Origin of the sequence: Pseudomonas sp. PDM27 (genome assembly GCF_019219205.1) — a bacterium.
GTDB classification, from domain to species: Bacteria; Pseudomonadota; Gammaproteobacteria; order Pseudomonadales; family Pseudomonadaceae; genus Aquipseudomonas; species Aquipseudomonas laurylsulfatiphila.
The window spans coordinates 152,007-166,284 of sequence record NZ_JAHUWF010000009.1 but is presented as its reverse complement, the minus strand read 5'-3'; the positions used below and the strand labels follow the sequence as shown (position 1 = coordinate 166,284).

General features: G+C 61.6%; 13 protein-coding genes. 5 read left to right on the top strand and 8 right to left on the bottom strand.

Translation table 11 applies throughout. The features are described from left to right. Window positions 1-28 precede the first annotated feature (28 nt). The 4 genes from KW838_RS19330 to KW838_RS19315 all read right to left on the bottom strand — a co-directional run bounded on the left by KW838_RS19330 (window position 29) and on the right by KW838_RS19315 (window position 3,554). A complete protein-coding gene (locus KW838_RS19330; RefSeq protein ID WP_007975852.1) occupies window positions 29-583 on the bottom strand; it encodes a tetratricopeptide repeat protein in 555 nt (184 codons plus the stop codon). Between the two features lie 224 nt (window positions 584-807). After that, window positions 808-2,091 carry a glutamate-1-semialdehyde 2,1-aminomutase gene (gene hemL, locus KW838_RS19325; RefSeq protein ID WP_218502612.1) on the bottom strand — a complete coding sequence of 428 codons (1,284 nt, stop codon included), beginning with the start codon at window positions 2,089-2,091 and terminating at the stop codon, window positions 808-810. A 10-nt stretch (window positions 2,092-2,101) separates the two neighbouring features. Next, complete coding sequence (gene thiE / locus KW838_RS19320; RefSeq protein ID WP_102700945.1) at window positions 2,102-2,725, bottom strand: thiamine phosphate synthase; 624 nt, start codon at window positions 2,723-2,725, stop codon at window positions 2,102-2,104. A gap of 31 nt (window positions 2,726-2,756) precedes the next feature. Then, window positions 2,757-3,554 (bottom strand): hydroxymethylpyrimidine/phosphomethylpyrimidine kinase, encoded by a 798-nt coding sequence (locus KW838_RS19315; RefSeq protein ID WP_218502610.1) that lies wholly within the window; start codon window positions 3,552-3,554, stop codon window positions 2,757-2,759. 371 nt (window positions 3,555-3,925) lie between these two features. On the opposite strand from KW838_RS19315, the gene KW838_RS19310 reads away from it, so the two are divergent. The 4 genes from KW838_RS19310 (at window position 3,926) to KW838_RS19295 (ending at window position 10,431) form a co-directional block, all read left to right on the top strand. After that, complete coding sequence (locus tag KW838_RS19310) at window positions 3,926-6,310, top strand: hybrid sensor histidine kinase/response regulator (protein WP_218502607.1); 2,385 nt, start codon at window positions 3,926-3,928, stop codon at window positions 6,308-6,310. Window positions 6,311-6,384: 74 nt separating this feature from the next. After that, window positions 6,385-8,034, top strand: coding sequence for an acyl-CoA dehydrogenase family protein (locus KW838_RS19305; RefSeq protein ID WP_218502605.1), 1,650 nt, complete (start codon window positions 6,385-6,387; stop codon window positions 8,032-8,034). 187 nt (window positions 8,035-8,221) lie between these two features. Further along, window positions 8,222-9,721: an AMP nucleosidase gene (gene amn, locus KW838_RS19300; protein ID WP_172435715.1), complete on the top strand. Its 1,500-nt coding sequence runs from the start codon at window positions 8,222-8,224 to the stop codon at window positions 9,719-9,721. A 71-nt stretch (window positions 9,722-9,792) separates the two neighbouring features. After that, on the top strand, window positions 9,793-10,431 hold the full coding sequence (locus tag KW838_RS19295; protein ID WP_095965705.1) for a pseudouridine synthase: 639 nt from the start codon (window positions 9,793-9,795) through the stop codon (window positions 10,429-10,431). On the opposite strand, the gene KW838_RS19290 is transcribed toward KW838_RS19295, so the two are convergent. Further along, window positions 10,426-10,635, bottom strand: coding sequence for a DUF2788 domain-containing protein (locus KW838_RS19290; RefSeq protein ID WP_007975837.1), 210 nt, complete (start codon window positions 10,633-10,635; stop codon window positions 10,426-10,428). The two genes, KW838_RS19295 and KW838_RS19290, sit on opposite strands and share 6 nt — an antisense overlap. 213 nt (window positions 10,636-10,848) lie before the next feature. Then, window positions 10,849-11,328, bottom strand: a complete 480-nt coding sequence (locus KW838_RS19285) for an Lrp/AsnC family transcriptional regulator (RefSeq protein WP_007937367.1) — start codon at window positions 11,326-11,328, stop codon at window positions 10,849-10,851. Window positions 11,329-11,766: 438 nt separating this feature from the next. Between KW838_RS19285 and KW838_RS19280 the strand changes: the two genes are divergently transcribed. Beyond that, window positions 11,767-12,828, top strand: a complete 1,062-nt coding sequence (locus KW838_RS19280) for a DUF6515 family protein (protein WP_102700948.1) — start codon at window positions 11,767-11,769, stop codon at window positions 12,826-12,828. Here the strand turns inward: KW838_RS19280 and KW838_RS19275 are convergent. Next, window positions 12,822-13,718: a cation diffusion facilitator family transporter gene (locus KW838_RS19275; protein ID WP_218502594.1), complete on the bottom strand. Its 897-nt coding sequence runs from the start codon at window positions 13,716-13,718 to the stop codon at window positions 12,822-12,824. The two genes, KW838_RS19280 and KW838_RS19275, sit on opposite strands and share 7 nt — an antisense overlap. Window positions 13,719-13,758: 40 nt before the next feature. Beyond that, window positions 13,759-14,178, bottom strand: coding sequence for a hypothetical protein (locus KW838_RS19270; RefSeq protein ID WP_007975830.1), 420 nt, complete (start codon window positions 14,176-14,178; stop codon window positions 13,759-13,761). Window positions 14,179-14,278 lie beyond the last annotated feature (100 nt).

Genomic DNA, 14,278 nt, shown 5'->3' with positions numbered 1-14,278 from the left:
CGATGGGGCCAGACAGATCACGCAAAAATCAGGGAAGCGGCGCGAAAGGCGTACGCCCATCGGCGCTCTGCAGCTCCATCAGATACTTACGGAAAATTTGCCCGAGCACCTGGGTGGCAACTTCCAGTTCTTCGCGGGGCATTTTTTCGGTGACTTCGTCAGCGGTGTCCAGTGCATCTTCGGCGCCGTTGACCGCCGCCATCTTCAGCAGGATATACGCCTGAACGTTATTGGCCGGTACACCTTCGCCGTGGAAGAACATGGTACCGAGCTTGAATTGCGCCTGGGCGTGGCCTTGCAGCGAGGCCTTTTCGAAATAGCTCAGGGCTTGATTGAGGTCGCGCGGTGCGTTTTTGCCTTCGTAGTAGAACTCACCCAACTCGTATTGCGCTTGCGCATCCCCTTCATCCGACGCTTTCTGGCAGGCGGCGATCGCCTGTTCCAGGTCTTGCGGCTGGGTATTGAGGGTGCAGCGACCCATCGCTGGGATCAACAACGAGTTGCCGCCTGCTTGTGCGTGCGCGAGCAGGGGCTGAAGAAGCAACAGGCAGCCCAGTGCAAGGGTGCGGCCGGTGCGGTTCATGGGAATCGACTTACCTCTGAAGGGCGCGCGGACCCATCGAGGGATCCAATAAGCGCGCATTATGAAATAAGCAGGGCCAACCTTACAAAGTCTTTACTCGTTTTTCTGCTGCGCGGGAAATATATCTCCCGTTTTGCGGAGGATTTTTGCTGAAAGTGTAGGAATGCAGGCGGGCGTGTAGGTGAAAGCTGACGCTGGCAATGGCCAACGTCAGCGCTACAGCGTTATTTCAATGCAGCGAAGGCACGCTCGGCGGCGTCCAGGGTCAGTTTCAGTTCGGCTTCGCCGTGGGCGATCGAAGTGAAACCGGCTTCGAAGGCACTCGGTGCCAGGTACACGCCACCTTCGAGCATCAGGTGGAAGAAGCGGCCGAACAGGGCGGCGTCACTGGCCATCACGTCATCAAAAGTGACGATGTCGTCAGCACCACTGAAGTACAGGCCGAACATGCCGCCGGCTTGTGTGGTCACGAACGGAATGCCCGCCGCATCGGCGCGCTGTTGCAGACCGTCGAGCAGGCGAGTGGTGTAGTCGGTCAGCTCGGCGTGGAAGCCCGGACGGCTGATCAGGCGCAGGGTGGTCAGGCCGGCGGCCATCGCCAGCGGGTTGCCGGACAGCGTGCCGGCCTGGTAGACCGGACCCAGCGGGGCGATGCGCTGCATGATTTCACGCTTGCCGCCGAAGCAGCCGACCGGCATGCCGCCACCGATGATCTTGCCGAAGGTGGTCAGGTCCGGCGTCACGCCGTAGTACGCCTGGGCACCGCCGAGGGCGACGCGGAAACCGGTCATCACTTCGTCGAAAATCAGCACCACGCCGTGCTTGTCACACAGGGTCCGCAGGCCTTCGAGGAAACCCGGTGCCGGCGGCACGCAGTTCATGTTCCCGGCCACTGGCTCGACGATGATGCAGGCCACATCCAGGCCGACTTCGGCGAGCATGGTTTCAACGGCGTCGATGTCGTTGAACGGCAGGGTCAGGGTGTGTTTGGCGAATGCCGCCGGTACGCCGGCCGAGCTCGGTACGCCCTGGGTCAGTGCGCCCGAGCCGGCCTTGACCAGCAGGCTGTCGGAGTGACCGTGGTAGCAGCCTTCGAACTTGATGATGCTGTCGCGGCCGGTGTAGCCACGGGCCAGGCGAATGGCGCTCATGGTCGCTTCGGTGCCGGAGCTGACCATGCGCACCATTTCCATCGACGGCACGAGGGAGCAGACCAGGTCGGCCATCTGCGTTTCCATCTCGGTCGGCGCGCCGTAGGACAGGCCGTGCTCCAGCTGCTTGCGCACTGCGTCCAGCACATCCGGGTGGCTGTGGCCGAGGATCATCGGGCCCCAGGAGCCGACGTAATCCACATAGCGCTTGTTGTCCTCGTCGGTGACGTAGGCGCCTTCGGCGTGCTTGAAGAACAACGGCGTGCCGCCGACGCTCTTGAACGCGCGAACCGGCGAGTTCACGCCACCGGGAATGTGTTTCTGGGCATTGGCAAACAGCGTTTCGGAACGAGACATGATCGGGCTCTCAGATTTTAAGTAATTCGTTAAAGGCGCGGGCACGGCGGGTGACTTCAGCCGTGCTCTCGGCGCCGAACAGGCCATGCACCACGGCCAGCAGATCGACCCCATGGGCCACCAGCGGGGCGGCGTTGTCCAGGGTGATGCCGCCGATCGCGCAGATCGGCAAGTGCAGTTGCTGGCGGGCCTGATCGAGCAGTTCGAGGCTGCAGGTCGGTGCGCCGGGCTTGGTGTTGGAATTGAAGAAACGACCGAAGGCGACGTAACTGGCGCCTTCTTTTGTCGCTTGTTCGGCCAGTTCGAGTTGCGCGTGGCAAGTCGAGCCGATGATGGCTTTGGAACCGAGCAGGGCGCGGGTCGGTGACAGTGGGCCATCGGTCTGGCCCAGGTGCACGCCCACATTGAGGCGCGCGGCCAGTTCTGCATCGTCGTTGATGATCAGCTGGGTCTTGTAGCGTTCGCACAGCTCGCGCAAGGCTTCGGCCTCACGCAGGCGGCGGGCCTCATCGCTGCTTTTGTCGCGGTACTGCAGCAAGGTGACGCCGCCTTCCAGCGCCGCCTCCACGTACTTGAGCAACTTACCGTCCAGCAAATGGCTGTCGGTAATGGCGTACAGGCCACGTAGTTTCATCGGACAAGCCTCACCGCATTACAAATGGAAGTTACGAACAGAAATCCAGCGGCAGGCGGCGCGGCACAAACTGGCCTTTGCCCAGCTGCTCGGCGTCACGCAGGGTGCGCCATGTGTAGTTAAGCGCGCTCTGCACGGCGCTGGCGAGGTTTTCACCCTGGGCCAGACGACCGGCCAGCGCGCTGGCCAGGGTGCAGCCGGAACCGTGATAACTGCCAGGCAGGCGCTGGCAGGTAAAGGTTTCGCGCAGGCCGTCGCGACTGTACAGGCGATTGTGGATTTCGGTTTCGTCGCCATGGCCGCCGGTGATCAGCAGGTGTTTGACGAACGGCAAGAGTTTTTCAGCGCACTCGTCCGCGGTGCCTTCGGGCAGTTCGGCAAGGATCCGGGCTTCGGGAAGGTTGGGGGTGGCAATGATCGACAAGGGCAGCAGGCGTTCGCGCATGGCGTAGCCGACTTCGTCCTTGCCCAGGCGTCCGCCGCCGCCGGCGCGCAGCACCGGGTCGCAGACCACTGGCAAGTGCGGGTGCGCCGAAAGCAGTTCGACTACAGTGTCGACCATTTCCAGGGAACCGAGCATGCCCAGTTTTACCGCCGCGACTTCGGAATCGTTGAGCACGGCATTGGCCTGGGCCAGTACCCACTCACGGTCGAGGACGCGGAAGTCAGTGACATTGACGGTGTCTTGCACGGTCAGGGCGGTGACGGCCGGAGCCGCATGGCAACCCTGGGCGAGCAGGGCTTCGATATCTGCCTGCAAGCCGGCGCCACCACTTGGGTCGTGGCCGGAGAGACAGAGGACAACGGGGCGAGAGCTGTAGATATTCATGGTGCGCGAGCTTACCACCAAACAACGTTTTTCGGGTGTGCGTGCACGTCGGTGTGAGGCGTAGAAAAAGGCAAAAGATCGCAGCCTTCGGCAGCCCCTGCAAGAACGGCGGATCGACGCAAACCTGTAGGAGCTGCCGAAGGCTGCGATCTTTTGATCTTTTGCAAAAAAACAAACAGCTCTATCTCAATAATCTTCGCCGGAACGCCCGTCCTAGAGCCTTTTCATGAAAAATTTCAATGGTGTTTAATGGCCATCAACGGCTATGCTAGAGTGGATCCAAACCAATAACAGGTGATACCGGTTTTACGTCTGCTCAAAAGGAATGGGGGGCTTCCTGACAGAACCGGACAGGCCACGCTGGGGCTTCAATGCGCTATTTGCTGATGTTGCTGTTGTGTTTGCCCCTCCTGGCAAACGCCGTCGAGTTCGATGAGTTCACTCAGAGCCTCCCCTTGGGCCGAACCCTGCAGGTCTATGAGGACGCGGGTGGTCAGGCAACCATCGCGGATATCCGCGCGCAAGCGGCGGCCGGCAACTTCAAGGCGCACAACAAAGACACGCTCAACGCCGGGTACTCGCGCTCGGTGTTCTGGCTGAAAATCGACCTGCATTACCGCCCGACCGATCCGGCGGCGCAACGGACCTGGCTGCTGGAACTGGCCTATCCACCCCTCGATCATCTCGATCTCTATTTGCCCGATGCGGCCGGCAACTATCAGTTGGTCAGGCAGACCGGCGATGCCTTGCCCTTCGCCAGTCGCGAGATTCGTCAGAACAACTATCTGTTCGACCTGACGTTCAAACCTGAGCAGGCCGAAACCCTATTCCTGCGCTTGCAAAGCGAAGGCTCGATCCAGGCACCGGTAACCTTGTGGTCGAGCACCGCCTACCTCGAAGAGCAGCCCGTGCGCCTCTACGTACTGGGGCTGATCTACGGCGTGTTGCTGGGGATGCTGGTCTACAACCTGTTCATTTACCTCAGTGTGCGCGACACCAGTTACCTCTACTACATCTTCTATATCGCCTCGTTCGGCTTGTATCAGCTGTCGGTCAATGGCGCGGCGGTGCAGTATTTCTGGCCGGACAACCCTTGGTGGGCCAACGCCGCGACGCCGTTTTTCATCGGCTGCGCGGGCCTGTTCGGCAGTCAGTTCGCCCGCAGCTTCCTGCAAATGGCTACCCACAGTCGCTGGCTCGACCGCTTGTTGCTGGCGCTGGTTGCCTTCGGTGCGCTGGTGGTCGGCCTGTCTTTGATGACCAGCTACGCCCTGGCGTTGCGCCTGGCCACGGCCCTGGCGCTGACGTTCACGGTGGTGATTTTTGCCGCCGGGATCTTTGCCTGGCTGCGGGGTCTGCGCGTTGCGCGGTATTTCATCATTGCCTGGTCGGCGTTTTTGCTCGGTGGCATCGTCAATACGTTGATGGTGCTGGGATACCTGCCGAATGTGTTCCTGACCATGTATTCCAGCCAGATCGGCTCGGCCATCGAAGTGGCGTTGTTGTCCCTGGCCCTGGCCGACCGCATCAACGACATGCGCGAGCAGCAGGCGCAAACGCTATTCGACGCCGGCCAGAAGCTTGAAATCCTCAACCAGCAACTGGCTCGCAGTAACAAGCTCAAGGACGAATTCCTGGCCACTCTGACCCACGAATTGCGCACGCCCATGAACGGTGTGATCGGTTCCCTGGAGCTGATGCAGACGGTCGAAATGGACCCGGAGCTTGAGCAGTATCAGCAGACGGCTTCGGGGTCGGCGCGGGACATGATGCGCATGGTCAACGGCATCCTGACCCTCACCGAACTGCAGGCCGGCAAACTCCAGGCCTCGGCCGACACCTTCAGCTTGCGCGGCATGGTCGAGGCACTGCGCACGCAGTTCGAGGGCAACGCTTCGAGCAAGTCGCTGGACTTCAAGGTCGACATCGCATCCGGCGTGCCGGATCGCGTGCACGGCGACAACACCAAGATCGCGCAATGCCTGGAGTGCCTGCTGGACAACGCCATCAAGTTCACCCGGATCGGCGGCCTGGCCTTGCGGGTGACCGGCAAGGCCATTGAGCCCGACCGATTGGCGTTGAGCTTTGCGGTGATCGACACGGGCATTGGCTTCACCGATCTGGGAGAGGCCACGATGTATCAACGGTTCTTCCAGGTCGATGGCTCGATGACCCGTGAATACGGTGGTCTGGGTGTTGGCCTGGCGATTTGCCGACAGTTGGTCGAATTGCTCGGTGGACGCCTGACGCATCGCTCCGAGCCAGGACGCGGCAGCCGGTTTCAGCTGGATGTGGAAGTCGGGCTGCCGGTGGCCGAACGTCCGGTGACGCCGTTGATGACCCGGGATTTTCCGCGCCTGCGCCTGCCTCAGGATTGTGCCGTGTTGTTGGTGGATGACAACAGCATCAGCCAGTTGGTGATGCGCGGCATGTTGCTCAAGCTGGGTTTCCGCGTGCGTACGGCCGACGGAGCCGATGTCGCGCTCGATCTTCTGCAACGCGAAGTGTTTGACGCGGTGCTGGTCGATTGCCAGTTGCCGCGTCAGGACGGTGAGTCGCTGTGCTGCCGGATCCGTGCGTTGCCGGGCTATGGCGAGCTGCCGTTGTTCATGATCGCCCTGGGGGGTGACCGTGAACGCTGCCCGACCGGCGCATTGATTGATTACCTGAGCAAACCGGTGAAATTCGAAGACTTGCAGGCCGCGCTCTACCGTCGGGTGCTCTGCTCGCAACAGGGCGAAAGCGCCGACAGTTAGGCGGATATGACACTTTGTTCGGCTGAGGGGCGGTGCTTAACTGAAGTCCCTTGGCCGACCAAAGGAGCCCAGTCATGAACCTGCATCAGTTTGCCGAAACCCACGAAGTCACCAACCAGCCACCGTCACTGGACGGCGCCAACCTGTACCGCATCGACTTGCCGTTGCAGGAATGGTCGCGGCGGTTCGGGGCCGGTTGGGCCGAATCGCGGATCGACGCTTACGGCGCACTGGCCGGTGGCCCGTTGATGGAAGCCGGGTTCCTCGCCAATCAGAACAAGCCGGTATTCAATAGTCATGACCGTTTTGGTCATCGCATCGATCTGGTGGAGTTTCATCCGGCCTATCACCAACTGATGCGCACGGCAGTCGAACACGGCCTGACGTCGTTGCCCTGGGCGCACCCGCAGGACGGCGCTCATGTGGCCCGCGCCAGCATGTCGTATCTGCACAGCCAGGCCGAAGCCGGCAGCGGCTGCCCGCTGACCATGACCTTCGCCAGCGTTCCGGCCATGCGTCTGCAACCGGACCTGGCGCAAAAGTGGTTGCCGAAAATCCTCGCCACCGAATACGACCCGCGCAACGTCGGCATGGCCCACAAGGCCGGGGTCACCATTGGCATGGCCATGACCGAGAAACAGGGTGGCACCGATGTGCGGGCCAATACCACCAAGGCGTATCCGGTTGGAGCCAGCGGTCCGGGCCAGGCCTATGAGTTGGTGGGGCACAAATGGTTTTGCTCGGCGCCGATGTGCGACGCCTTCCTGACACTGGCGCAGACCGACAAGGGCCTGACCTGTTTCCTGCTGCCGCGCCATCGCCCGGACGACACACGCAATCAGTTCTACATCCAGCGCCTGAAGAACAAGCTCGGCAATTGTTCCAACGCTTCCAGCGAAGTGGAGTTCCGCGGCGCACTGGCGTGGATGGTCGGTGAAGAGGGGCGTGGCGTTCCGACGATCATCGAGATGGTCGCCATGACCCGCTTCGATTGCATGGTCGGTTCCAGTTCGCTGATGCGTCAGGCGCTGACCCAGGCCAGCCATCACTGCGCCCACCGTTCGGTCGGCGGCAAGCTGCTCAGCGAACAGCCGTTGATGCAGAACGTGCTGGCGGATCTGGCGCTGGAAAGCGAAGCCGCCCTGGCCTTGAGCCTGCGTATGGGCCAGGCGCTGGATCATCTGGACGACTCGCAGGAAGCCCGGTTCGCCCGGTTGGTAACGGCGGTGGGCAAGTACTGGATCTGCAAGCGCGCGCCGGCGATGATCAATGAAGCCGCCGAATGCATGGGCGGCACGGGTTATGTCGAAGACAGCATTCTGCCGCGGCTTTACCGCGAGGCGCCGGTGAATTCGACGTGGGAAGGTTCCGGCAACGTGCAGTGCCTGGACGTGTTGCGTGCCCTGTCGAAAGAACCGGGCGTGCTCGATGCACTGTTCAGCGAGTTGGGCGATGGCCATGGCGACAAGCGCCTTGCCGCGCACATCCAGCAATTGCAGGCAGCCTTCAAGGACACCAGCGACATCCAGTACCGCGCCCGGCAACTGACTGAAGACATCGCCTTGGGATTGCAGGCCAAGTTGCTGCTGGAAGCCGGGAATTCGGTGGTCAGTGATGCCTTCATCGCCAGTCGCCTGGACGGTGGCGGCCGAGTGTACGGCGCGTTGCCACGCGGCCTGGACGTGGAAGCGATTGTTGCCCGATCGACCCCGCAAGGTTTCTGATCCCAGGTGCGAGGTCACCACTGGGCCAATGTGGGAGCGGGCTTGCTCGCGAATACGGTTTCACATTCAACCTTGATGTGACTGACTGGCCGCTTTCGCGAGCAAGCCCGCTCCCACATTTGATCTGCGGTGCGCCCCGGGGTTTGTGTAGCAATCACTGTTCCCGTGAAGCGACGATGCAGGCAAGATGAAGGTCTGCAAGTCAGAACACAGGATGCTGATCGTGACCGAAGCTTTTATTGTCGTTCAAACCGCCGAGCAAGCCGTGGATCGGCTCGCACTCTTGCACAATCGTGCAACCACCGCGCTGAGTCAGGCGCTCAAGCGTTACCTCAAGGATCGCGTCGAGCCTGATGCCGAGCAGCGGGCGTTGTTCCGTTATCCCGAGCTGCGCCTGACCTACCACTGTCAGGGCGAAGTCCCGCAGACCACGCGTGCCTATGCCAAGGTCCAGCTGCCGGGCACCTACAGCGTCACCGTCACCCATCCGTCGGCTTTCCGTAAGTACCTGCTGGAACAACTGGTTCCGTTGATGCACGACTTCACCGTCACGGTGGAAGTCGGTGTCAGCCAGCAGAACATCCCGTATCCGTATGTGGTCGAGCAGGGCGATGAGCTGGGAGGTTCCGGCGTCACCGCCGCCGTGCTGGCGCGGGTGTTCCCGAGTACCGACCTGTCGGCCGCGACCGACGGCATTGCCGACGGTTTGTACGACTGGGAAAACACCGATCCGCTGCCCCTGGCGCTGTTCGATGCCGCACGGGTGGATTTCTCCCTGCGCCGACTGGTGCATTACACCGGCAGCGACTGGCGCCATGTGCAGCCGTGGATTCTGCTGACCAACTACCACCGCTATGTCGACCAGTTCATCGTCCACGGCCTGGAACAATTGCGCCAGGACCCGCGCTTCGTGCGCATGGTGCTGCCGGGTAACGTGATCATCGAAAAGAGCATGGATCACGGCGAAGCGTCGGCGATTGCCGCCGGCGTGGTCTGGCACCGTTACCAGATGCCGGCCTATCACCTGATCGCCAGTGACGGCCACGGCGTGACCCTGGTCAACATCGGTGTCGGCCCGTCCAACGCCAAGAACATCACCGACCATCTCGCCGTTCTGCGTCCGCATTGCTGGCTGATGATCGGCCACTGCGGCGGCCTGCGTCAGTCGCAGACGATTGGCGACTACGTGCTGGCCCACGCCTACATGCGCCGCGACGGCATTCTCGACCGGGTCGTGCCGCCGAACATTCCGATTCCGGCCCTGGCCGAAGTGCAGCTTGCGCTTCAGCAGGCGGCGGCCAACATCACCGGCGAGAAGGGTGACGAGCTGAAAAAGCGCCTGCGCACCGGCACCGTGCTGACCTACGACGACCGTAACTGGGAGCTGCGCTGGGCGCAGGAACGGCCGCTGATCAACCTGTCCCGCGCTGTGGCGGTGGACATGGAAAGTGGCACCATCGCTGCCCAGGGTTATCGTTTGCGGGTGCCGTACGGCACGCTGCTCTGCGTCTCGGACAAACCGCTGCACAGCGAAATCAAGTTGCCGGGCTCGGCCAACGCCTTCTATGAGCGCGCGGTCAGCCAGCACTTGAAAATCGGTATCGAGGCGGTGGATCTGTTGCGCACCGAGCTCAACTCACTGCACTCGCGCAAACTGCGCAGCTTCGACGAGCCACCGTTCCGCTAACGGTTGTCATGGTCATTTGACGGTTGGGGCACTAGCATTGGCAGCCCTGACCGTTAGATGTTTCCTTTCTCATGTCTCGTCCTCCTCAACGTCCCGTTTCCCGCCGCCCTGGCACGAAACCGTCGCCTGCAGCCCCGCGCCGTGTCGCCAAGGCACCACCGGCCGAGCCGAAGCTGATCCTGTTCAACAAACCCTTCGATGTGCTGACGCAATTCAGCGACGGCGAAGGGCGCGCGACGCTCAAGGACTACATCGATGTACCGGGAATCTATCCGGCGGGACGGCTGGACCGTGACAGCGAAGGCTTGTTGCTGCTGACCAACGACGGTCAGCTTCAGGCACGGATCGCCGACCCGAAGCACAAACTGGCCAAGACCTATTGGGTGCAGGTCGAGGGCGAGCCGAGCGCCGAGCAGTTGCAGCGTCTGCGTGACGGCGTTGAATTGAACGATGGCATGACCTTGCCCGCCGAGGCGCGGCAACTGGACGAGCCCGAGCTATGGCCGCGCAATCCGCCGGTGCGCTTTCGCAAAAGCGTGCCGACCAGTTGGCTGGAGTTGGTGATTCGCGAAGGGCGCAACCGGCAGGTGCGGCGCATGACCGCTGCGGTCGGTTTGCCGACCTTGCGTCTGGTGCGGGTCAGAATCGGTGACTGGACGATCGAAGGGCTCGATCAGGGCCAGTGGAAAGAAGTACCGGCGCGCTTATAAGGCGCCGGATTCGATCAGGCCGATCACCACGCTCTTGATGATGAACGCGGCCACGCCCAGGCCCAGGACGAAGAACAGGATGAACGAGCCAAAGCGCCCGGCCTTGGACTTCTTCGCCAGATCCCAGACGATGAAACCCATGAAAATGATCAGGATCGTGACCAGGCCGGTCATCATCCACTCTTCAAAGACTGCAGGATCCATCGAACATCTCCAGCGCGGGCGAGGCTAAAAGGGCGCGGGGAGTATACGCCTCGCTGGCTGCGTGCAGTATTGACCTGCGTCGGTGTGTCGCAGTCATTCGTCGCCTGTGCAGGCCTCTTCGCGGGCAAGCCACGCTCCCACAGGTTTTGAGTCGCTCACAAAATTGAGGTCAACACAAAACCTGTGGGAGCTGGCTTGCCAGCGATGGCGTATTTAGCTGCGCAGATGAGTCAGCGGCAGTTCGGTGCTGTTGAGCACCTGGTTCAGCACAAAACTCGAACGCACGCTGGTCACGCCTTCAATCCGGGTCAGATGCCCGAGCAGCAGTTTCTGGTAGTGATCCATGTCCGGCACCACGACCTTGAGTTGATAGTCGGCATCCATCCCGGTCACCAGGCTGCATTCGAGCACTTGGGGCAAGGTGCGGATGGCTGCTTCGAAGTTCTCGAAACGTTCCGGCGTATGACGGTCCATACCGATCAGCACGTAGGCCGTCAGGCTCAGGCCGAGCATTTTGCGGTCGAGCAGGGCGACCTGACGGGAAATGTAGCCGTCGTCTTCCAGTTGCTTGACCCGCCGCGAGCACGGCGAAGGCGACAGACCGATGCGCTCGGCCAACTCCTGGTTGGAGATGCGTGCGTCGCGCTGCAATTCCGCCAAAATACTCAGGTCGTAACGATCGAGCTTGCTCATCAATCAGTCCTTTGTCGTAACTATTGCGGCAGATTATGTATCCGGGGTTAAAAATTGCGCAAGTGATGTTTAATTGAGCAATCTTCGCAATCCTCTGTCGGCGCTTGCGGCCTATTCTTATCACCAGAATCACTGCTCGGACAAACAGTCCAGTGCGGCTCGCCCAATCAGGCCCGCCGCGGTCGCCACCCCCACCGGGGATGTGCCGGCCCCCGAGCTACACACTGTCCAGAAGACGGCGTGAGGTGAGCCGGCGCCACAAGCGTTGAGCCAGGACGAAGTTCTCCAAGGGGAGGCCGACGGGTCTCCCCTTTTTCTTGCGTGGAATTTGACCCTCCTGGCCTCAATAAATAAGTTTCGTGACTGATAACCTGTCGCAGAACCGGCCACTGCTTTCCCAGTCTTACGTACAGGCCCTGACCCGCAATGAGGATAAGCATGAAATCGCGCTTCTGGCGTTTGGCCGGTGTTGGTTTGCTGTGTGTCAGTGTCACTGCGCAAACGCTGGCCGATGAGCAGCAAAACCGTGGCCATGATGGCGGGCAGCACGGTCAGGATGGGCATCAGGGTGGTAACCAGGGGGGTAGTCAGGGCCATGGTGGCAACAACCAGCCACGCCCGCAGAACGGCCCGCCACAGAACCCGCCGCGTGCGCAGAACAACGACAACCGCCAGTACGAGCACAACGGCCAGAATCAACATCAGAACAATAGCCAGCGGCAGCCCCGTCCAGCGCCGGATTTCAACAGCCCGGTTCGCTCACCGCCGCCACCGCCGCAGGCACCGGCCACTGACATGCCGATCCAGCCGCGCCCGGACACCGTGCGCCAGACCCAGCCGCCGCGGCGCGGTGACTATCAGGATCAGCCGCATCGCAACGATTACAATCAGCGCTGGAAGGGCTATGTCGGTGCGCCGACCAATGACAATCACTGGGACGGACGCCCGAGCGGACACGGTAACGGCTGGGGGCCAGGTCCCAGGTATCGCCCCGGCCAGCTGATCGACCGCTTCCCCGAGCGTAACTTCCGCGTGCCTTACCGTGGCATGGATTACTACTATTCCGGTGGCTACTGGTATCGCCCGCTGGGCCCGCGTTATGAGGTGGTAGTGCCACCCCGCGGGATTCGCGTCAGCTACCTTCCTGATTATGCCGAGCAGGTGTGGATCGGCGGGGCGCTGCTGTTCCTCGCGGCCGGTTCGTATTACGCCTATCAGGAGAGCACCCGGGATTACGTCGTGGTCGAGCCGCCGGTTGGCCAACCACAGTCGCCACCACTGGCCGCCAGCAATGGTTATGACGTGGAGGCGTACCCGGCCAACGGCCAGTCGCCGGAGCAGGTCAATCGCGATGGCTACGAGTGTTATCAATACGCGGTGCAGCAGAGTGGTTTCGATCCACGTACCGCCACCTACCAGCCAGACCCGTCGGTGGTGCAAGCCTACCGGCAGGCCCAGGGCAGTTGCCTGAGCAGTCGTGGTTATCAGGTGAACTACTGAGTCCGAGCGTTTTTCACCACTTCCTGCGGGTCGGCGTGCACCAGCACTTCGGCTCGCGGGTAGGCGTCGTGAATGGCCGCGGCAGCCTGATCGCTGATGCCATGGGCCACTGACAGCGTCAATTCCCCCGGCAGCTCCAGATGCAATTGCACAAACCACTGGTTGCCGGAGATCCGCGTGCGCAGGTCATGGGCACCCAGCACGCCGGGCACGCTGCACGCCAATTCCAGCATGTGCTGGCTGACCTCCTGCGGCAGTTCTTCATCCATCAACACCGCAAAGCTCTCCCGGGCGATCTGCACTGCGCTCCACAGAATGTAGGCAGCGATTCCCAGACCGAACCAGGGGTCGACCTGATGCAGTCCAAACCCGGCCAGCACCAGCGCGATCAGAATGCTGCCGTTGAGCAGCAGGTCCGAACGGTAGTGCAGGGAGTCGGCGCGCACCGCGTTGGAGCCGGTGGCCTTGACCACCCGATGTTGAAACATCAACAACCCCAGGGTCAGTACGAGGGAGAACACAATCACGCCGATACTGATCCACGGCGCGCCGACCGGTTCGGGGTGTTTGAGCCGATCATAGGCCTGCAACGCAATCAGTACCGCACTGCCGCCAATGAACAACGCCTGGGCCATGCCCGCCAACGACTCGGCCTTGCCGTGCCCGTAGCGATGATCATTGTCGGCGGGGCGCAGGGCGTAATGCACCGCCAGCAGGTTGAGCAATGAGGTGACGCCGTCGAGTGCCGAGTCGGTGAGTCCGGCGAGCATGCTCACCGAGCCGCTCAGCCACCAGGCGATGGCTTTGGCGATGATCAACGTGCACGCCACCGCCACCGAGGCACGGGTCGCCAGCCGCAGCAGGCGGGCGTGTTCGGAGCTGGAGGTCATAGTGGTCATCGTTCCTTGAAGAGTCCTTCGTGCGCAGGGATTACGCGGCCGGTTGCAGGCCGAACATCGCCAGTTGTTGGGCGCTGCCTTTGCTCTGGATCAGGCGTGGATCGTCCAGCGGGAAGCTGCGGCCCAGCTCGCTTTCCAGAATAGTCTGCAACTTGCGGTTATCGACCTGGCCGTCGGGGCCGATGGCGTCCTTGAGTTTTTGCGGATCGACCTGGGCGGTCTTGCCCGGCTCGAAATAAATCGCGCCGGTGGCGAAGTCCACGGCAAACGCGATCAGGCCGGGGATGATGTAGAACAGCAGGCCCACGGCATCGAGCGCGGCGATGGCCGGGTCGATCTTGCCTTCGATCTGGCCACGGCGATCGGGATAGAAAATCGACCCGCAGGCGGTCACTTGAGTCAGCAGGGTTGCGACCAGAACACCGCCAATCAGGCGAAAGGGAGCACGCATATGAAATCTCCTGGGTAATCTCGAAACGAAACGTCGTCGGTATGAATTAAGACCCTGACGAACGCCTGGCAGTTCGCCGTTATACTCGGCCCTCTGTTTT